The 19,681-nt window shown below is 43.6% G+C and carries 20 protein-coding genes; 8 read left to right on the top strand and 12 right to left on the bottom strand.

From position 1 onward, the window contains the following. The first annotated feature begins 51 nt into the window (after window positions 1-51). From ACEE44_RS01790 to ACEE44_RS01810, 5 genes are read left to right on the top strand one after another with little or no spacing between them, the layout of a single operon-like run. Window positions 52-864: an ABC transporter ATP-binding protein gene (locus tag ACEE44_RS01790; RefSeq protein ID WP_449171043.1), complete on the top strand. Its 813-nt coding sequence runs from the start codon at window positions 52-54 to the stop codon at window positions 862-864. Continuing rightward, window positions 861-1,775, top strand: a complete 915-nt coding sequence (locus ACEE44_RS01795) for an iron-hydroxamate ABC transporter substrate-binding protein (protein ID WP_449171044.1) — start codon at window positions 861-863, stop codon at window positions 1,773-1,775. The genes ACEE44_RS01790 and ACEE44_RS01795 overlap by 4 nt, the downstream gene beginning before the upstream one ends. Window positions 1,776-1,788: 13 nt before the next feature. Further along, the gene (locus tag ACEE44_RS01800; protein WP_449171045.1) at window positions 1,789-2,838 is read left to right on the top strand and encodes a FecCD family ABC transporter permease; all 1,050 of its coding nucleotides are present in this window, start codon (window positions 1,789-1,791) and stop codon (window positions 2,836-2,838) included. Beyond that, the gene (locus ACEE44_RS01805) at window positions 2,835-3,542 is read left to right on the top strand and encodes a FecCD family ABC transporter permease (RefSeq protein WP_449171046.1); all 708 of its coding nucleotides are present in this window, start codon (window positions 2,835-2,837) and stop codon (window positions 3,540-3,542) included. Before ACEE44_RS01800 ends, ACEE44_RS01805 begins: the two co-directional genes overlap by 4 nt. Continuing rightward, complete coding sequence (locus tag ACEE44_RS01810; protein WP_449171193.1) at window positions 3,497-3,676, top strand: iron chelate uptake ABC transporter family permease subunit; 180 nt, start codon at window positions 3,497-3,499, stop codon at window positions 3,674-3,676. Before ACEE44_RS01805 ends, ACEE44_RS01810 begins: the two co-directional genes overlap by 46 nt. 15 nt (window positions 3,677-3,691) lie before the next feature. Here ACEE44_RS01810 and ACEE44_RS01815 read toward each other — a convergent pair whose 3' ends face one another. Continuing rightward, window positions 3,692-4,174 carry a glutathione peroxidase gene (locus tag ACEE44_RS01815; RefSeq protein WP_449171047.1) on the bottom strand — a complete coding sequence of 161 codons (483 nt, stop codon included), beginning with the start codon at window positions 4,172-4,174 and terminating at the stop codon, window positions 3,692-3,694. 13 nt (window positions 4,175-4,187) lie between these two features. Continuing rightward, window positions 4,188-4,904, bottom strand: a complete 717-nt coding sequence (locus tag ACEE44_RS01820; protein ID WP_449171048.1) for a pseudouridine synthase — start codon at window positions 4,902-4,904, stop codon at window positions 4,188-4,190. A 122-nt stretch (window positions 4,905-5,026) separates the two neighbouring features. On the opposite strand from ACEE44_RS01820, the gene ACEE44_RS01825 reads away from it, so the two are divergent. Beyond that, window positions 5,027-5,989: a glutathione S-transferase family protein gene (locus ACEE44_RS01825; protein WP_449171049.1), complete on the top strand. Its 963-nt coding sequence runs from the start codon at window positions 5,027-5,029 to the stop codon at window positions 5,987-5,989. Between the two features lie 373 nt (window positions 5,990-6,362). Here ACEE44_RS01825 and ACEE44_RS01830 read toward each other — a convergent pair whose 3' ends face one another. Continuing rightward, window positions 6,363-7,067, bottom strand: coding sequence for a glucosamine-6-phosphate deaminase (locus tag ACEE44_RS01830; protein WP_449171050.1), 705 nt, complete (start codon window positions 7,065-7,067; stop codon window positions 6,363-6,365). Window positions 7,068-7,425: 358 nt separating this feature from the next. Here ACEE44_RS01830 and queA point away from each other — a divergent pair, with 358 nt between their 5' ends. Together queA and ACEE44_RS01840 are read left to right on the top strand one after the other, a co-directional pair. After that, window positions 7,426-8,454, top strand: coding sequence for a tRNA preQ1(34) S-adenosylmethionine ribosyltransferase-isomerase QueA (gene queA, locus ACEE44_RS01835; RefSeq protein ID WP_449171051.1), 1,029 nt, complete (start codon window positions 7,426-7,428; stop codon window positions 8,452-8,454). Window positions 8,455-8,537: 83 nt separating this feature from the next. After that, entirely contained in the window at window positions 8,538-9,011 is a 474-nt protein-coding gene (locus tag ACEE44_RS01840) for an arginine repressor (RefSeq protein WP_105118366.1), read from the top strand. Between the two features lie 59 nt (window positions 9,012-9,070). Here the strand turns inward: ACEE44_RS01840 and ACEE44_RS01845 are convergent, their stop codons facing one another. The 9 genes from ACEE44_RS01845 to rapZ form a co-directional block, all read right to left on the bottom strand. After that, the gene (locus tag ACEE44_RS01845) at window positions 9,071-10,411 is read right to left on the bottom strand and encodes a dipeptidase (RefSeq protein ID WP_449171052.1); all 1,341 of its coding nucleotides are present in this window, start codon (window positions 10,409-10,411) and stop codon (window positions 9,071-9,073) included. A 115-nt stretch (window positions 10,412-10,526) separates the two neighbouring features. Next, window positions 10,527-12,029, bottom strand: coding sequence for a YfcC family protein (locus ACEE44_RS01850; protein WP_449171053.1), 1,503 nt, complete (start codon window positions 12,027-12,029; stop codon window positions 10,527-10,529). A 247-nt stretch (window positions 12,030-12,276) separates the two neighbouring features. After that, window positions 12,277-13,224, bottom strand: a complete 948-nt coding sequence (gene arcC / locus ACEE44_RS01855) for a carbamate kinase (protein ID WP_449171054.1) — start codon at window positions 13,222-13,224, stop codon at window positions 12,277-12,279. 113 nt (window positions 13,225-13,337) lie between these two features. Continuing rightward, window positions 13,338-14,351, bottom strand: coding sequence for an ornithine carbamoyltransferase (argF, locus tag ACEE44_RS01860; RefSeq protein WP_449171055.1), 1,014 nt, complete (start codon window positions 14,349-14,351; stop codon window positions 13,338-13,340). Window positions 14,352-14,390: 39 nt separating this feature from the next. Beyond that, window positions 14,391-15,623 (bottom strand): arginine deiminase, encoded by a 1,233-nt coding sequence (arcA, locus tag ACEE44_RS01865; RefSeq protein WP_248033921.1) that lies wholly within the window; start codon window positions 15,621-15,623, stop codon window positions 14,391-14,393. A 253-nt stretch (window positions 15,624-15,876) separates the two neighbouring features. After that, window positions 15,877-16,572 carry a Crp/Fnr family transcriptional regulator gene (locus ACEE44_RS01870; protein WP_449171056.1) on the bottom strand — a complete coding sequence of 232 codons (696 nt, stop codon included), beginning with the start codon at window positions 16,570-16,572 and terminating at the stop codon, window positions 15,877-15,879. 332 nt (window positions 16,573-16,904) lie between these two features. After that, the gene (gene whiA, locus ACEE44_RS01875) at window positions 16,905-17,816 is read right to left on the bottom strand and encodes a DNA-binding protein WhiA (RefSeq protein WP_449171057.1); all 912 of its coding nucleotides are present in this window, start codon (window positions 17,814-17,816) and stop codon (window positions 16,905-16,907) included. Continuing rightward, a complete protein-coding gene (locus ACEE44_RS01880) occupies window positions 17,813-18,787 on the bottom strand; it encodes a YvcK family protein (RefSeq protein WP_449171058.1) in 975 nt (324 codons plus the stop codon). Before ACEE44_RS01880 ends, whiA begins: the two co-directional genes overlap by 4 nt. After that, window positions 18,784-19,671: an RNase adapter RapZ gene (gene rapZ, locus ACEE44_RS01885; protein ID WP_449171059.1), complete on the bottom strand. Its 888-nt coding sequence runs from the start codon at window positions 19,669-19,671 to the stop codon at window positions 18,784-18,786. The genes ACEE44_RS01880 and rapZ overlap by 4 nt, the downstream gene beginning before the upstream one ends. Between the last annotated feature and the right edge of the window lie 10 nt (window positions 19,672-19,681).

The raw sequence follows: 19,681 nt of genomic DNA on the forward strand, positions 1-19,681 counted from the left end.
TCTATCAAAAACTATGATATAATGGATATCTATGTGAGTAAAGGAGGGCGTATGGCAACCATTTCAGCCAAGGATTTAGAACTTTCTTATGGACAAAAAACTGTTCTATCCGAGCTGTCCATTGAAATTCCGAGTGGAAAAATAAGTAGTATTATCGGTCCCAATGGTTGTGGAAAATCCACATTTTTAAAGAGTCTTAGTCGCATTATTCCGGTTGATAAGGGAGCGGTCTATTTAGATGGAAAAGACATGCAACAAATTCCGACAAAGGAAATTGCCAAGCAGTTGGCCCTACTCCCTCAGGTCCAGGAAAGTTTGGATGGAATTCGTGTCTATGATTTAGTATCTTATGGTCGCTTTCCTCATCAAAATGCCTTTGGTAGATTGACGAACTTAGATAGGGAGAAAATAGCTTGGGCAATGGAAGAAACGCGAACTTTGGAATTTGCTGAATTGCCTGTGCAATCACTTTCAGGAGGTCAACGGCAACGAGTTTGGATTGCTATGGCGCTAGCTCAGGATACCGATACGATTTTTCTAGATGAACCCACTACCTATTTGGATATGCACCACCAGCTAGAAGTGCTAGAATTATTAAAGAAACTCAATCGAGAAAATGGCAAAACGATAGTCATGGTTTTACACGATATCAATCTCGCTGCCCGTTTCTCTGACTATCTGATTGCTATGAAAGACGGTAAGATGATTCAAAATGGAAATGTGGAGGAGGTCATCACGGTTGAACACCTACGACAAATTTTTGACATTGAAGCAGAAATATTACCTGCCAACCACTATGGTTATCCGATATTAACTACCTATACTCACACCAAACCTTCTACAAAAAATAAGGAGTTATCATGAAAAAGTTTTTACTTTCTCTTAGTCTCGTTTTGTCAGTTCTAGTCTTGACTGCCTGCTCTGCTATTTCACAAAAGGAAAGCCAAACTAGCCTATCCACTATGCCAACTATCGAGGGCGTCTCCTACTTTGGTGATGTACCAGCTCAGCCTAAAAAGGTTGTCAGTCTCAACTTTGCCAACACTGGCTATTTACTGCAATTAGGCTTCGATGTAGTCGGTGCTACCTCCTACGACTTGGAAAATCCAGCCTTCTCTGAAAAACTCAAAGGAGCTACTGCTGTTACCAGCGAGGATTTGGAAGCTATCGCTGCGCTGGAACCGGACCTTATCGTAACCGGTTCATCAGATGAAAAAATCGAACAGCTAGCTGAAATTGCACCTACCATTTCCCTAGAATACGGCAAGCATACCTATACTGAAACCTTGACAGTCTTTGGTCAAATCTTTGGTCAAGAAACCGCCGTTGAAAAATGGCAAACATCTTGGAAAGAGACAGTTGCAAGTGCAGCCAAAGATATCAAGGCTAAAACGGGTGACAATGTAACCTTTACTATCATGGGTTACCTTGGTCAAGACCTCTACCTCTTCGGAAATAACTGGGGACGTGGTGGGGAGATTATCTACCAAGAACTGGGCTACACAGCTCCACAAAAAGTCAAAGATGAAGTCTTTGGAGCTGGTTTCCTTGCAGTATCACAGGAAGTCTTACCAGATTATGCTGGTGATTTCATCATCTTGGCTGTCGAAGACGAAAGTGTTGCTTCTAACCTATTAAGCAGTGATATCTGGAAAAACCTTCCAGCTGTTCAAAACAACCGTGTTATCAAGGTAGACAGCAAGGCCTTCTACTTCAATGACCCGATTTCACTTGAGTACCAACTGAAAGTTCTCAAAGAGGCTATCACAAAATAAGGATTGATTTTCTATGTTTTTAAAACAATTAGGGAGAAAAAATGGGGAAGAGGTTACGGCTAGCTTCAAGGCTAGTCTGTCACCTATCCCTCTTTTTTTCCTTCTTCTCTTTATACTCTTATTGGGTTCCTACTGGGGCTTTCGCTTGGGCGCCATTTCTTATTCGCATGACCAAATTCTCTCCGTCTTAAAAGCACCTTTGCGGCAGTCTGAACTACAAGATGTTCTGATTGATTTGCGCCTACCCCGCATACTTGCGGCTGGCTTAGTTGGAGCAAGTCTAGCAACTTCTGGAAGCATTATGCAAGCTGTGACACGCAATCGCTTGGCGGACCCTGGACTACTGGGAATTCCTGCTGGTGCGGGGCTATTTCTGATTTTGAAAATGGTCTTCCTGCCACATTCTTCTGAACTCTTCAGCATCCTGGCCTGCTTGTTAGGTGCTGGCATAGCGGCTAGTTTGGTCATCTTTCTAAGCCAGCAAAATAAAGGAAACAAAAGTCCGCTCCATCTGGTTTTAGCGGGAATCATGGTCACTGCCCTCACACAAGCCTTAGGACAGGCAATGGCCTTATTATTTGACTTATCCAATCACATCATCGGACTAGAGGCAGGTAGCCTGACCTCGATTCGTTGGCAACATCTTTTCTGGCTAGGTCCCCTCATCCTACTATCACTTCTTCTTGCACAAGTATTTGCCCATTCCCTGACCATTCTCAGCTTGGACGATACGGTAGCAAGGACCTTGGGACAAGATACGCAGAAAATGACCCTCTTCTTCCTAGCCATCGTTGTCCTCTTGTCTGCTTCTTCCGTTGCTCTTGTCGGTTCCCTCTCCTTTATTGGCTTGATTATCCCCAATCTCTTGACCTCACTACTTCCCAAAGATTACCGTTATATCCTGCCATTTTCATCCTTGGCTGGTGCTGGTTTTCTCGTTTGGTTGGATTTGATTAGTCGAACTCTCCATCCACCTTATGAAACTCCCCTGTCCAGTCTGATTAGCTTTGTTGGCCTACCAATCTTTCTCTGGCTCATTCGGAAGGGGGAATGGCAAGCATGAAGAAAAAAGTAATCTTTCTCACTTTTTCAATCCTCCTCATCAGTCTATCCTTACTTTCACTTGTAATTGGTTATAGTAAGCTTGGTCTAATGGACCTGTTAGCAACCATCGGTGGTCATGCTAGTTCAGCAACTCAGCTGATTTTTTGGAAAATCCGTCTGCCACGCCTGATGGTATCCATTCTTGCTGGTGGTGCTCTGGCAATCAGCGGACATCTTTTTCAAACACTCACTCGAAATCCCTTGGCAGACTCTGGTATCCTTGGTGTCAATGCTGGTGCTGGACTTCTACTAACCCTCGCACTTACTTGGAATATTTCTTTCCAACTTTCTCAGCCTCTTCTGGCGTTAATTGGAGGTTTCCTAGCATCTGGTTTGGTTTATCTATTGGCCTACAAAAATGGACAGGCATTAAATCCAACTCGTTTGGTCCTAACAGGTGTTGGTCTGGCTAGCTTGTTTTCAAGTAGCATGGTTAGCCTCATGGTTCGGTTTGATCGCTACAAGTTAGATAGTATTATAGGCTGGTTGTCGGGAAGATATGTTGGAGATGATTGGCAGACCATCAGCCTTGTCGGTCCCGGCTTGCTTGTCCTCTGCCTGTTTAGTTTTATCCGCTTCTCCAGACTAAATATTTGGCCAGTCATTTGGCCAAACAATTGGTCGGCAAACAGCACCAGTATAGTCTGCCCCTGGCCTTTCTAATCGGTAGCATCTTGCTCATCCTAGCCGACATTATCGCACGGTCCCTACTGGTTGGCACCGGTATTCCAACTGGCTTGGTCGTTACTCTTGTTGGCGCTCCTTATTTTCTCTTATTGCTTAAAAAAGAAGGCTAGATTTCTCCAGCCTTCTTATTCTTTTGCCAAATAATGTTCAATATCCGCTGTCAATCTTAGCGGGCTAGTCGTTGGTAAATAGCGTTTGACCACGCGCCCCTGTCTATCCACCAAAAACTTAGTAAAATTCCATTCTATGCGACCTCCTAATAAGGTCCTTTTCTCTTTTTTCAGATAACGATAGAGCGGACTAGCATCTGGACCGTTTACAGCAATCTTTGCAAAACGTGGAAAATTTGTCCCATAATTCAAACTGCAGGTCTGATTGATTTCCTCCGCAGAGCCTGGTGCCTGCTCTAAAAATTGATTACAGGGAAAATCCAATACGACAAACCCCTGGTCTTTATAGGTGTCGTAGAGTTCCTGTAATTCCTTATATTGAGGAGCCAAACCACAACCTGTTGCTGTATTAACAATCAATAAAACCTGTCCCTGAAAGTCACTCATAGCCTGGTCTGTACCGTCTTGTTTTTCCACCCTAAACTTGTATATGCTCATAATAAAAGCCTCCTTAATCAAAATAGGTTAATACATGCTGGATTTCATCTGAAGTAAGCTCACGGTAAGCTCCACATTCCAAATCCCCCAATTCAAATCCGCCAAAGGCCATGCGTTTGAGATAGGTGACCTTGACACCATAGGCTAAGAACATCTTCTTGACCTGATGAAATTTGCCTTCTGCCAACTGGATGGTCGCTCTGCTATTTCCCAAAGAAACCTCTAAAATGGTCAGCTCCGCTGGCTGACACCGGGTACCATCCAAGAAGGTGACGCCCGAGGCAAAAAAGGTTTGTGCGTCTGACCCCAAGGGACCATTGACTTCCACATAGTAGAGCTTATTGACATGGTGGCTGGGGTGGAGCATGCGGTAACCGAGTGGTCCGTTGTTGGTGATGAGGACTAGACCTTCGGTGTCCCTGTCTAAGCGACCAACTGGATAGAGTCCTTCCCTACGGTCTTGAGGAGCAATCAGGTCAATGACAGTCTGATGCTCCTGGTCTGTCACGGCAGAAACCACACCCGCAGGCTTATGGAGTAGATAATAGACCGAGCCTTCTAGCTCAACCCTTTTTCCCGATACCTGTATATCTTGCAAGTCAGGATCAACAATCTGACTAAGACTACGAGCCGACTGTCCATCTATCCTGATTTGTTGGGCCTTAAATAATTTTTTGACTTGCTTGCGCGAGCCAATTTGGGCCTTTTCTAAACATTTATCCAATCTCATACATCTATTCTAGCATAAATCATTTGGCTTGACTTTATTGGGAAATGTTTTATAATACTAATTAGTGATATATACAAAAAATCTGTTTAATGGATTTTCTATTTTTGATAAAGGAGAATAGTATGGGACTTTTACAAGATGGCAAATGGGTCGATCAGTGGTATGATACCAAATCAACAGGTGGCAAGTTTGTTCGGAGTGTCACGCAATTTCGCAACTGGATTACGCCAGATGGACAGGCAGGTCCGACAGGCAAAGGCGGTTTCAAGGCCGAGTCTGGTCGCTACCACCTCTATATTTCTCTGGCTTGTCCTTGGGCCAGTCGGACCTTAATCATGCGAAAACTGAAAGGCTTGGAAGACCATATTTCCTTGTCTGTCGTTCATCCCCTCATGTTAGAAAATGGCTGGACATTCGAAGATGGGCCTGGTGTTATCAAGGATCCCCTCTTTAACAGCGACTATCTCTATCAGGTCTATTTGAAGGCTAACCCACACTATACAGGACGTGTCACCGTTCCAGTTCTTTGGGATAAGCAGACAAAGACCATCGTCAGCAATGAATCTGCTGAAATCATGCGCATGTTCAATACCGCTTTCAATGACATCACAGGCAATCATGATGATTATTATCCAGCAGACTTGCAGGCTGAGATTGATGCTATGAACGACTTTGTCTATCCAAACATCAACAACGGAGTCTACAAGGCTGGATTTTCAACCAAGCAGAAAGTCTATGTAAAAGAAGTCAAAAACCTCTTTGCTGCCTTGGACAAACTAGAAGAGCATTTGGCAGATAAGGACTATCTGGTGGGCAACCAGCTGACAGAGGCAGACCTACGTCTCTTTACCACCTTGGTACGTTTTGACCCTGTTTACTTTGGGCATTTCAAATGCAATATCAAGGCTTTGGTTGACTATCCAAACTTGTGGAATTATACCAAGCGAATTTACAACCATGCTGGCATTGCGGAGACGGTTGACTTTGACCATATCAAACAGCACTACTACGGTAGCCACAAGACCATCAATCCTACCGGCATCGTTCCTGTTGGACTCGACTTGGACTGGACACTTGAAAACTAAGAACAAATGTGTTCACTAACCGAGCTTAAAAGTTCAGAAAACTAAGCATAAGAAAAACACCCACGGTGGTCGCCACGGGTGTTTTTTGTGCTTGCTCAAGGCACTCAGGCTAAGTTTCTTGTCGTGTTTGTCTTGCCACTTGCAAATTACCACTCCGCAATTCGTTCTACAATCACACTGACTATCAAGGGTAGCAAAACAAGTTTCAGGAAACTATCTAGCATAAGTTTTCACATCCCAACTTGCGCCGTTTAGTGAATGTGACTTAGACAGTAGGCCATAGCTATTCGATCAGACTACAAAAATAGACCCACCGAAAAGGCATTAACATGAAGTTTTCAGCGGGTTCATTCATATAAAGTGGTTTTGTCTATTATGCTAATTTACTAGCTGCTGCTTCATCGATGATGAGGACGACATCAGCATGGTTTTGGAGGACGCTAGCAGGGACTTGCTCTGTCACTGGTCCTTCCACCGTCGCCTTAATGGCGTCAGCTTTTTCAGGACCATAAGCCATGAGGACAATGGTCTTGGCTGCCATAATGTTGGCGATGCCCATCGAAATGGCTTGTTTTGGCACATCTTCTGAATTGTCAAAGAATCGAGCGTTGGCTTGGATGGTTGATGGCGCTAAATCAACAACACGTGCAATTCCATCAAAAGAGGCACCTGGTTCGTTAAAGCCGATATGACCATTCCGACCAATTCCAAGGATTTGGAAATCGACTGGATGGTCTTCCAGAATGGCATTGTAGCGCACCAACTCTGCATCAAGATCTGCTGCTAAACCGTTTGGCAAATGGTTTGCCTTGAATGGTTTAGCATTGAAGAGATGTTCTTTCATAAAATAAACATAGGATTGGTCACTATCTTCACCCAAGCCGACATACTCATCTAAGTTAACTGATGTCACCTCAGAAAAATCCAAGTCGCTCTCCCGAACCTGCTTATAGAATTCGATTGGGCTGGAACCTGTTGCCAAGCCAAGAACCTGCGCACCAGCTGCTAATTTCTGCTTGAGAATATCAAAGGCAATAGCTCCCCCTTCCACTTGATTCTTAACGATATGAACTTTCATCTGCTTTTCCTCCTTTTTGGTATAGACCATTTTATAAATCTATTATATGGTATATACCAATTTTTGTCAAGCCTTTCACATTATATTTTTTGACTAATATTAGTATAATAAATTAGAAAATTATTGCTAACTCTTTCTCGTCCACCAAGACTTAGGAATACAACTATGGTATAATGAAAGTATGACAAATGTACTTATATACCTATTTTTTCTCGGTATTCTGAATTGCCTGGCAGGCTATCTCATCACCAATTCGAGAACATTAAAAATGATCTTTTTCTCAATTGGTCTGCCCTTGTTATTGCTTCCATTTGGCCTGCTCATCTATTTTTTAATACTAATTTAAACAGGAGAACACATGAATACCGCAGATTTTGATTTTGAATTACCTGAAGAACTGATTGCCCAAGTCCCACTTGAGAAGCGTGACAGCTCTCGTCTACTCATCCTCGACCACCAAAAGAAAACCATGGTCGACAGCCACTTCGACCACATCATTGACCAGCTAAACCCTGGTGATGCTCTGGTCATGAACAACACGCGCGTGCTCCCTGCTCGCCTCTACGGATACAAGCCAGAAACCAATGGCCATGTTGAGCTATTACTTTTGAAAAATACCCAAGGTGACCAGTGGGAAGTGCTTGCTAAACCAGCCAAACGCCTGAAAGTCGGTACCACGGTTGCCTTTGGTGATGGCAGATTGACAGCCACTATCATTGAAGAATTAGAACACGGTGGGCGAATTGTAGAATTTGCTTATGAGGGTATCTTCCTCGAAGTGCTAGAAAGTCTTGGGGAAATGCCTCTGCCACCTTACATCCATGAAAAATTGGAAGATCGTGAGCGCTATCAGACAGTCTATGCTAAGGAAAACGGTTCTGCCGCTGCTCCTACTGCTGGTCTGCATTTTACCCAAGAATTGCTTGAAAAGATTGAGGCAAAGGGAGTGAAATTAGTTTATCTAACCCTTCATGTCGGTCTTGGCACCTTCCGACCCGTTTCCGTTGACAATCTTGATGAACATGAAATGCATTCTGAATTTTACAACCTATCTGCTGAAGCAGCCCAGACCCTCAATCAAGTCAAGGCTGCAGGCGGTCGGATTGTGGCAGTGGGTACAACATCTATTCGTACCTTAGAAACGATTGGCAATAAGTTCGATGGTCGCTTAGAAGCTGATGCTGGCTGGACAAATATTTTCATCAAGCCAGGCTATGAATTCCGCATCGTTGATGCCTTTTCAACCAATTTCCACCTACCCAAATCAACTCTGGTCATGCTGGTATCTGCCTTTGCTGGCCGAGAATTTGTCTTAGAAGCCTATAAACACGCTGTTGAAGAAGGCTACCGCTTCTTCAGTTTTGGAGATGCTATGTTTCTTCAATAGCGACACTTTCCTTGTCCATGGCCAATCCAGTCAAGACTTTCTGCTGATTTTTCCATGTACAACCACATTTGTAGGAGGTTCCTATGAACAAGATTGAAAGTCGTCACCAATTGATTTTGTCCCTGGTTATGGAGAAAAAAATCCATACCCAACAAGAACTACAAGAACTCCTCAATTTAAACGGTGTAACTGTCACCCAGTCCACCCTATCCCGCGACATCAAGATGCTCAATTTGGTCAAGGTCAATGAAGATGATTCTTCTCATTATGTCATCAATCCCATTGCTCCAAGTCGCTGGGAAAAACGCCTTCGGCTCTATATGGAAGATGCCTTGGTCATGCTTAAGCCTGTTCAGCATCAGGTCATCTTGAAAGCCCTGCCTGGTCTGGCCAATTCCTTCGGCTCTATTTTGGATGCCATGGAAATCCCTGAAATCATTGCGACAGTTTGTGGCGATGATGTCTGCTTGATTATCTGTGAGGATAATGAAAGTGCCCAGTCTTGTTTTGAGTACCTCAAACAGTATGCCCCTCCTTTCTTCTTTAGCAAGGCTTGATTAGAAAGCTGTCGAATAAAAGAAATGTTCTCAGACCAAACAATCTGAGAACATTTCTTTTATTCCACCGCCAACCGGTAAATTGCTTCCGCATAAATATCCATCGTTTTATACAAATCTTCCAATGGCATACGTTCATTTTCTTGGTGTTCCGTCTGCTCTGTTTCAGGGAAACAAGCTCCAAAGGCCACACAGTTTGGCATGGTTCGAGCAAAGGTCGCTCCGCCAGATGAGATTGGCTGGCTATCCATATCTCCAGTCTTATCCTGATAGACGGACATGAGGGTCGATACAAGCTGGCTATCCAGTGGTACATAGAGAGCTGCTAAGTAATCATATTCTTCATAGGTCAGACCACATTCCTGAGCCTTGGCTTGCAGGGTCGCCACCAATTTTTCCTTGTCCGCTGTGACTGGTATGCGGATATCCAAACGTATTTCTGATTTCTTAGCGCTTATGGTCAGACCGGCAATATTGAAACTCAAGGTGCCTGACGGTTCATCGGTTACATCGCCAAACAACTTGAAGCCTGTGGCATCTTCTCCAATAGCATTGACAATAAAGTTTAAAGTCGGATGGTCTTCAAATTTGTCCAAGGCCTTGGCCAAACGTACGATGGCATTGACACCCTCTGCCGCATCCTTAGCATGACGAGAAATACCCAGAACGGTCACTTGGTCATCATTGCTTTCATAATCAAAGCCCAGCTGGTCCAACTCCGCCATGACCCCAGCTAATAAGTGGCCTGAATAGCTAGCCTTGGCAGGTACGACATTATAGGCAGTTCCCGCTTCGATACTCAGACAAGGGTGGCCTGGTCCATGCAATTTGGCTTGTAACAAGCCTTTTTCCGCATAGGTCAAGGGGAAGGAGGAATCTGGTGCAAAGCCCATGGTCGCTACTTCTTCTAGTTGATTGTAGCGATTCATACACCTCCAAAGTGTTTCTTCATCGGTACCAAAAATAAAGCGAATACGTTTGGTAAAAGTGACACCTGCATCCATCAAAGCCCTGACCGCAAAGAGAGCCGCCATAGAAGGTCCCTTATCATCTTGGACACCGCGACCAATCAGGAAGCCATCTTTTACGACTGCTTCAAATGGCAGTGTGTTCCATTGCTTGAGATCACCAGCAGGTACGACATCCAAATGACAGAGAACAGCCAGCAAGTCTTTCCCTTGACCAATTTCTGCATAGCCGTAATAGCCTTCTGGATCCAGATAGGTAGTAAAGCCCATCTTCTCAGTCATGGCTAGGGTGTGTTCCAGAACATCCTGAATAGCCTGACCAAATGGTGTTTGGTTTTGACCTTCATGCAGGACAGATGGAAAAGCTACTAGTTCCTTAATCGCCTCGACACAAGCCTCTTGATGCTGTGTTTGAATAAAACTTGTTTCCATTGTTTCTCCTTTCAACAGATTAAAATATAGTTCTTTCTGTTTTCATTCTATCACAAATGGAAAAACTGAGCCAGATTTCATCTGTATTAGGACAAAATCCGACCCAGAATTTCAATTAGAAGAATGTCGCAATGACAAGTATAGCAATTGATGCAAGAACGATAGCTGCAATCAATTTACCTACAAATTTATACCAAGTTCCGATTTCAACACGACCTAAAGCCAAGGCACCCATTACAATACCTGAGGTAGGAGCCACCAAGTTCAGTACACCAGAAGCAGCTTGGAAGGCTGTGATAATCAAATGAGCTGGCACATTAACAAACTCACCGAGAGGTGCCATGATACCCATGGATGCCCCTGCAAGACCTGATGTTGACGGAATTAGGAAAGACATTGGCAGGTAGAAGAGATAGGTCAAGATGATAAAGACTTGTGAAGACAAACCTTGCAAGCCAACTTCACCCCAGTGTAGAATTGTCGCAGTAATCATACCGTCATTCATGATGACTTGAATACCACGCGCCACCGCACAGATAAGGGCAACACTGAGCAAGTCCGCAGCACCATTCATAAAGGCCTTGACCAGACGCGCTTCGTCCATGCCATAAACAATACCGACCAAGACACCTGCTACTGCAAAGAGCATAGCTCCTTCAGGGAAATACCACCAGCCAAATGGATAAGCCGAACTACCAATCACCTGACCGATACCTGGCAAGCCAAGCAACCATGTATTAAAATCGGCAAAGATAGACACACCCAAGTCTTCCCAAGGAATAAAGCTACAAATCATGACAACAAAAGTCAAGACGAAGACCCAAAGAACACGTTTTTGAGCAGGCGTTAAGACAGCATTGACTTCTTCAGATGTGTTGACATTGAAGTGAGCCATATCTGCTTCACGTTGTTTGTAAACCAGGGATTTAGTTGGGTCGTTTTTCACTTTTTCAGCATAGTTAGCAACGAACCACACACCCAGGCCCAAAATAACGATAAAGAAGATAATCCGCCATATCATACCATCTGCCAAGGAAACCCCTGCTGCATCCGAAGCCACACCTGTCGCAAATGGGTTGACAGTCGAAGCCAAACAGCCGATTTGAGAACCCAGCAAGATAATGGCAACACCAGTTATACTATCAAAACCAACCGCCATCATAACTGGAACAAGAAGTGGGAAGAAGGCCATGGTTTCCTCACCCATACCATAGGTAGAACCACCCAAGGCAAACAAAGGCATGAGGATGTAAATCAACATTTTCTCGCGGCCCTTGAAGCGTTTCACGATGGAGGCAATCCCCACATCAAGAGCACCCGTTTCATTGACCACGCCCAAGAAGGAACCAACCATCAGGATGAAAAAGGCAACGTCAATAGCCTTGCTAGTGTCACCATGTCCCAACATGGCCCGAACTGGCGCCATCAGAATATCCCAAATTCCCTGCGGATTTTGAGCTACTGCTTGATAAGTGCCTGTGATAAATTTTCCAGCTTCGTCTTTTTCATACTGACCAGCTGGAATAACCCATGTCATAACTGCCATAAAGGCAATAATGAGCATCAAAATAGAATATGATGAAGGCATTTTAAAGCCTTTTTTCACTTTTTCGCTCATCGCAAAAACCTCCTATAATATTTTTTAAGTGAAATTATATCCATAATGACCGTATCAAATATCCACCTATCTTCAAGAGATTGCCATCTCTTTCAGAGTATCGTCTGAAAACATTGCTTATAGATAGATACTTGATAGAATGGATGGAAGGGGGAGGACCTTGAAAATATGAAGGAAGACACATATTGGTCAGACATTTTCTCCAGCCTATCCATTTCTTCCCCCCAGTCCATCTCAAAAGAACTCGTTACTCTTTCACAATAATCGTACCGCTATCTGATTCAATCAAGGCACCCAAGTTTTCGAGCGATGTAATGACTGCTTTTGATTGCGGTTTATGATTGACAAAAGCAATCGCTGCTTCAACTTTTGGTAACATGGAACCTGGCGCAAATTGGTTTTGCTTGATATATTCTTCCAATTCAGCTACGGTCACTGTTTCTAATTTTTCTTGGTCTGGTTTGTTGTAGTTGACAAAGACATAGTCCACACCTGTCAAGACGATAAATAGGTCTGCATCGACTAATTCAGCCAAACATTGGGAAGCAAAGTCCTTATCAATAACCGCTTCCACACCTGTCAAGGTACCATCTGCTTCTTGAACGACTGGAATACCACCGCCACCAGCAGCTACGACTACCTCACCAGCATTGAGAAGGGTACGAATGGTGCCGATTTCCTTAATGCCTACTGGTTTTGGCGAAGCAACAACCTTACGCCAACCACGACCCGCATCTTCTTTGAAGGTCGCACCTGTCTTTTCTGCTTCTAGCTTCGCTTCTTCTTCTGTGTAGAATGGTCCAATTGGCTTGGTCAAATTTTCAAAGGCTGGGTCATGTTTATCAACAATAACCTGGGTAACGACGGAAGCTACATCCTTTTCAATACCTTCCTTAGCCAATTCGTTTTCCAAGGCATTTTGAAGCCAGAAGCCGATGGAACCTTCTGTCATGGCTACCAAGCTATCCAGTGGAAAAGCTGGGTTCTTTTCTGAATCTGCTGCCAGGTTTTGGAGCAACAGGTTTCCGACTTGAGGACCATTACCATGGGTAATAATCAAGTCGTCGCCATTTTTGATTAGTTTAACAAGGTGCTTGGCTGTTTGTACCAAGGCTTCCTTTTGAGCTTTAGCCGATGGGTCCGATGATAGAATGGCATTTCCACCCAAGGCTACTACAATTTTTCTATTGGTCATATTTTGTGTTTTCGCCTCACTTCTATGTTAGAAATCGTTTACATTTACATCTCCATAAAAGGGGGCCGGGTTCAGCCCCCAGGAGGTGCGATGCATGATTAAATAGTTCCTTTTTACACGCGTGGAACAAATGGGTCTCCCAAGGTCGCCGCCATCACTGCTTTAATAGTGTGCATACGGTTTTCAGCCTGGTCGAAGTGACGTGCATATTTGCTACGGAAGACTTCATCAGTTACTTCCATTTCTTCTACGCCGAATTTTTCAGCAACATCTTTACCATAAACAGTATTTGTATCATGGAAGGCTGGCAAGCAGTGTAGGAAGATAAGATTGTCGTTTTCTGCTTTTTTCACCAATTCCATATTCACTTGATAAGGTTTCAAGAGGGCGACGCGTTCAGCAAATTTAGCTTCTTCACCCATGGATACCCAAACGTCTGTATAGAGAACATCTGCGCCTTTAACTGCCTCGTCAGCATTGTCAGTGATAAGAACACGCGCGCCACTTTCTTGGGCAAAGCCTTCTGCCAATGCCACAACAGTTTCATCTGGGAAGAGTTCTTTTGGAGAGAAGATATGGACGTTGACACCAAGGATGGCACCTGTCACCAAGAGAGAGTTGGCAACGTTGTTACGACCATCACCACAGTAAACCAAAGTCAATCCTTCCAACTTGCCAAAGTTTTCTTTGACAGTCAAGTAGTCAGCCAACATTTGAGTTGGGTGCCATGCATCTGTCAAACCATTCCATACTGGCACACCTGAGAATTCTGCCAATTCTTCCACCATCTTTTGGCTGAAACCACGGAATTCAATACCGTCGAACATACGTCCCAAAACCTTAGCAGTATCTTCTGTCGATTCCTTCTTGCCAAGCTGGATGTCATTTGCACCAAGGTATTCTGGATGCGCTCCAAGGTCAATGGAGGCTACTGTGAAGGCAGCACGGGTACGAGTGGATGTTTTTTCAAACAAGAGGGCAATATTTTTACCTTCTAAATAACGGTGTGGAATATTACGTTTTTTCAAATCTTTCAAATGAGCCGAGAAATCAATCAACCATTCCAATTCTGCGCGTGTGAAATCTTTCTCTGCAAGGAAGTGTCTGCCTTTAAAAATGTTTGTCATTGTTTCTTCTCCTATCAGTTTATTCTATTTCATACAGTTTTATAGGTCTTCCCGTTCAAATGGCATGGACATACAACGTGGTCCACCACGACCGCGAACCAACTCACTTCCGCTAACCTTGATTAAACGAAGCCCCTTGGATTCCAAAATAGCATTGGTAATGGTATTACGCTTGTAAACAACAACCACACCTGGTGCAATGGTCAGGGTATTGGAACCGTCATTCCATTGCTCACGACCTGCTGCAACGATATTATCACCACCACAACGGATGAGTTCTACTTTTTCAAGACCCAAATTACTTGCCAAAACCTCTGCCAGATCACCATGTTCTTCTTCGATATGGAGAGTTTCATTTTCATAAGTCACAGAGAAGACACGGAGGGTTCCTTCGATTTCAGGGTGAATGGTAAATTTATCGTAGTCCACCATGGTAAAGACAGTGTCCAAATGCATAAACTTCCGACTATTCGCAAACTCAAAAGCCAAGACTTTCTTGAAACCAACGCCCCGTTCAAAGATATTAACTAAGAGTTTTTCGATAGAGGCAGCATCTGTCCGTTGGGAAATACCCACTGCCAACAAATCTTTGGAAAGAATTAACTCATCTCCACCTTCGATACGGGTGGTTTCATCACGGTTATAAACCAGTGGAACCTTTCCAGCATAGTCTGGGTGGTAGGTGAATATATACTTACCGTAGAGGGTTTCACGGTTACGGGTTTCAGCATACATATGGTTGAGTGATACCGCATTACCAACGGTTGCAAATGGATCCCGTGTGAAGTAAAGGTTCGGCATTGGATCAATGGCAAATGGGTAGGAGGATTCGACTAAGTCTGTTAACCCTTTTTCATCAGCTGGAACCGGTGGCAGTTCTGCCTTTTGAACACCAGCCATGGTTTTTTCTACTAACTCCTTGTTATCCTCAATAGCTAGCAAGAGCTTACGAATAGCTTTCTTAGTAGCTCGCCCACGGATATTTGCTTCATCAAGATACTCATCGATAAATTGCTCACGAATTTCTGGCGTTAGCAGTGATTCAGCGACCAATTGCTCCAGATAGAGCACCTCAACTCCTTCGTCACGAAGGGCTTGAGCAAAGGCATCGTGTTCCCTCTGAGCATCTTCTAGGAAGGGAATATCATCAAATAATAAACGCTCCAAGTGGTCAGGCATCAAGTTTTCAATTTCTTTACCCGGCCTATGTAGCATAACTTTTTTCAGTTTACCAATTTCTGAAAACACATGGATTGGATGATGTGACATGATCTGTCCTCCTAATATTTTTTTCTTTGATTGGAAAGGTTAGTGGACCGTACGCTTTCCACCCTTTCCTTGACACCCACAGTCTATCAAAGAAACAAAGCCAAAACTTGAAAAGGTTCACATTTTTTTGAGAAATTCATCACATTTTTTAAAGGATTTTTAGATAAATATTTATAATATTGCCTATCATATGCATATTATCTCTCTGCATATCATTATGTGAATTTTTATTTTTTGTAAAAAAAGAACGAAAACTTCAATAAGTTTCCGTTAAATTGGCTAGAAAATATTCAATGTCTAGATAGGTCAAAATTTTTCGCCTATAGATAATCTTTTTATCCTGCTTTAATTGCTTGAGAACATGGCTAACTGTTTCCCTTGTCGTTGCGGCCAGGCGGGCAATTTCTTGGATATGTATATCAAAGGGCAGACTTAGCAACTGTTCCCGTTGACACATATCCCAATAAAGGAGTGCTAAGGCCTGAACAACCCGCTCCGAAGCCTTGGACCGCATACTATTACGCAGGCGCAGTTCCTGAAAGGCTAGAATTTTCGATAATTTTTGACAAATATAGACCAGCTGACAAGGATTTGTCTTGGACATACTCTCAAATAAAGCCATAGGGATGATCAAACACTCCAAGTCTGTCATGGCAATAGCCGTATAGTGATAGGGCTTATCTTGAAACATATCACCAAAAGGAAATGCTCCACCCTGTCGGATATAGTCCAGATAGGTAAAACTATCTGTTTCATCATACTGCTCAATTCTGGCATAGCCCTTCTGCAAGACAAATAAATAATCCCTAGGATCTTGGGCATAGAAAAATATCTGCCCTTTGGGAACCTTTCGAAAGCGGATATACTTGGCCAGCTGGTCAAAGCTATCTCGGGTAAGGTTTTCAAAGGTTGGATGTTTCCTAAGATAGCTATACTGCTCACGGCTGATCATTTTCAAGCTCCTTTATCAATCATTCTCCTACGATTATAACATATATTAACTTATAAGACGAATGATTATAAGCAAATCTACAACAGAAAAACCAGCTCATACTCAATGAAAATCAAAATCAGACTAGCTCCAAAGGTTTGGGGAACCTTTGGAGGTTGGAGATAGGCGAACGTAGTTCGTTTCTACCTATTATACAGATAGAACCCTGTTACTATTTTATTTCAAGGTAACAGGCTGAAAGGCTCCACTGGAGCCTTTCACTCATCAAATCAAGTCAACAATGTCTGCTTTTGATTTTCGAAGAGTATCAAAAGAACTGGTTTATCTAAACTTTATAAATCATCCGCAATCTTATTGATTTTCCTTAGACGGTGATTGACACCACTCTTGGTAATGGGAACTGTCAAACTATCTGCTAACTGCTGAATCGAATAATCAGGATGTTGGATACGGAGTTGGGCAATCTCTTGCAGGTCACCAGTTAGCTGATCCAAACCAATGCTATCCATAATCTTGATGATATTGTTGATGGTCTTCATACTAGCTGTAACAGTTTTAGCAATATTAGCCGTTTCTGCATTATTGGCACGGTTGAGGTCGTTTCTAGCCTCACGCAGGAGCTTAATATCTTCAAAGGCTGTCTTGGCTTCCTCTGCCCCTATGACTAAGAGAAAGTCCATAATATCTTCTGCTCGTTGCAGATAAGTAATGGTTCCCTTGCTTCGCTCAATAACCTTGGCATCCAAGAGAAATTTTTGTAACAGATTAGCTAAGTCATGGGCATGGTCACTGTAAACAGAGGCAATTTCTAACTGATACCGTCCCTTTTCAGGATCCTTGACGGAACCTGCTGCCAAGAAAGCCCCACGCAAATAGGCTTGGCACCAGCTATCATTTTCAAGAACAAGAGGCGAAATCCCTGTTTCTAATCCAAAAAAACTATCTGCCAAATGCAAATCATTTAAGATGTCATTGACCCCCTCCTCAATGATTACTGCATAAACACGGTTCTTTTTGAGATTAGGTTTTTGATGGTGACGGATTTCAGCTTTTACCTGATAAAAATGCAGGAACAATTCGTAGATATGTCTGGCAATCTTGGCATTTTCCGTCGAGATGGACAGGGTCAGACCTGTTGAAGCCAGCCCCAGACTGCCAGACAGTTTGATAATGGCTGACAGTTCACTCTTATTTTGACTGGCTTGTATCAAAAGTTCTTCTTTGACTTTTATGGTAAAACTCATGACCGCACCTGCAAAATCTTGAGCAATTCTTCTACCACCAAATCACCATCATGAAAAGCTCCGCCATTTTCCAAACGTAAGAAATTAGATGAAATCACACGGCGAGCTTGCTCTTGCAAACCAGCAAAATCATGCTTAACCTGAACCAGATATTCATCAAACTGGTGGGTATTCATGTAGTCTTGTGGAACGGGTTCGCTGTTGACCAAAACCGTGTCAATAAACCTCTCTCCCAAATGACCATTCAAGACGGTCACATGGTCAGCATCTGAGAAAAACTCCGTCTCACCCCGCTGGGTCATGATATTGCAAACATAGGTCACCTCAGCCTTGGTTTCTTTCAGAGCCTTGCCAATATCCGAAATCATGAGATTGGGCAGAATGGACGTAAAGAGCGAACCAGGTCCCAAGACCACCATGTCACTCTCCATAATGGCCTCAACTACCTGACGACTGGCCTTAGGCTCGTCATCATTGTAGGAATTGGTCACATAGACATGACCAATCATTCCCGCATGTTTGGCAATTTTACTCTCGCCAGAAACCTCAGTGCCATCTGTAAATACAGCATGGAGGGTCAAGGCTTGTTCACTAGAAGGGTAAATCCGACCAGTCGTATGGAAAAATCGAGTTAGCAGCCGCATAGCATTATAGGTTGAGCCCTGCATCTCCGAAATTCCAGCGATAATGAGATTACCTAGAGGATGTCCGGCCAGAGGACCGTCCGAATCTGCAAAACGGTACTGGAAAATCTGCTCATACAATTTGGGCATATCCGACATGGCTAGAAGAACATTGCGCAAATCTCCCGGAGGAGTCACCTGCAAGGCCTGACGAATCTCACCCGACGAACCACCATCATCAGCTACAGTCACAATAGCTGTAATTTCGACATCCTTGTCCCGCAAACTCTTCAAAATGACTGGAATTCCCGTTCCGCCACCAATCACTGTAATCTTTGGTTTTCTCATGAGCGGTTGACCGTTTCCTTCCTTCTGTCCTTGTCGCGATGGCTACGGTTGACAATCCAGTTTTTCTCCAAATCATCTGCCAAGCGTTTGGCAAAAGCAACGCTTCTATGTTGACCGCCTGTGCAACCAACAGCAATGGTCAGTACAGACTTGCCTTCCTTCTGGTAACCTGGCAGAATTGGCTCAATCAAGCCGAGTAGATGGCTGTAAAATTCTTCAGATTCCTTATGGTCCATGACATAGTCGAAGACAGGGGCATCCAAACCAGTCAAATTCCGCAATTCCTTTTGATAATAAGGATTTGGCAAGAAACGCACATCAAAGACCAAGTCCGCATCCAGAGGCAGACCATATTTGAAACCAAAGGACATGACCTCCACACGGAAAGAAGGTTGGTTTTCTTGACTAGCAAACTGCTCTGAAATAGCCATCCGCAAGTTACGAGGTGTCAACTCAGTTGTGTCAATGACATTCTGGCTCATGTTTTTCAAGGGTGCTAATAGCTCACGTTCAAGCTGAATCCCGTCCAAGACCCGTCCATCTGCCGCAAGAGGATGTGACCGACGGGTTTCCTTATAACGTGCTACCAGCTCACCGTCTGTCGCATCAAGGAATAATATCTTAAAGTCCAGATCTTCTGCCGATTCCAAATCGTCCAAAATGTCACGAATTTCCGCAAAGAATGACCGACTCCGCATATCCACCACCAAGGCAATCTTATTGTTGTCTTGACTATGGCGAATCAATTCTAAAAATTTTGGCAAGAGGGTCGGTGGCATATTGTCAATGGTAAAATAGCCCAAGTCCTCAAAAGACTGAATGGCTACTGTCTTACCAGCTCCCGACATCCCTGTCACAATAACTAAGTGGAGTTTGTCTACCATGACATTCCCT

It is taken from the genome of Streptococcus sp. 32226D021BW (genome assembly GCF_053545015.1).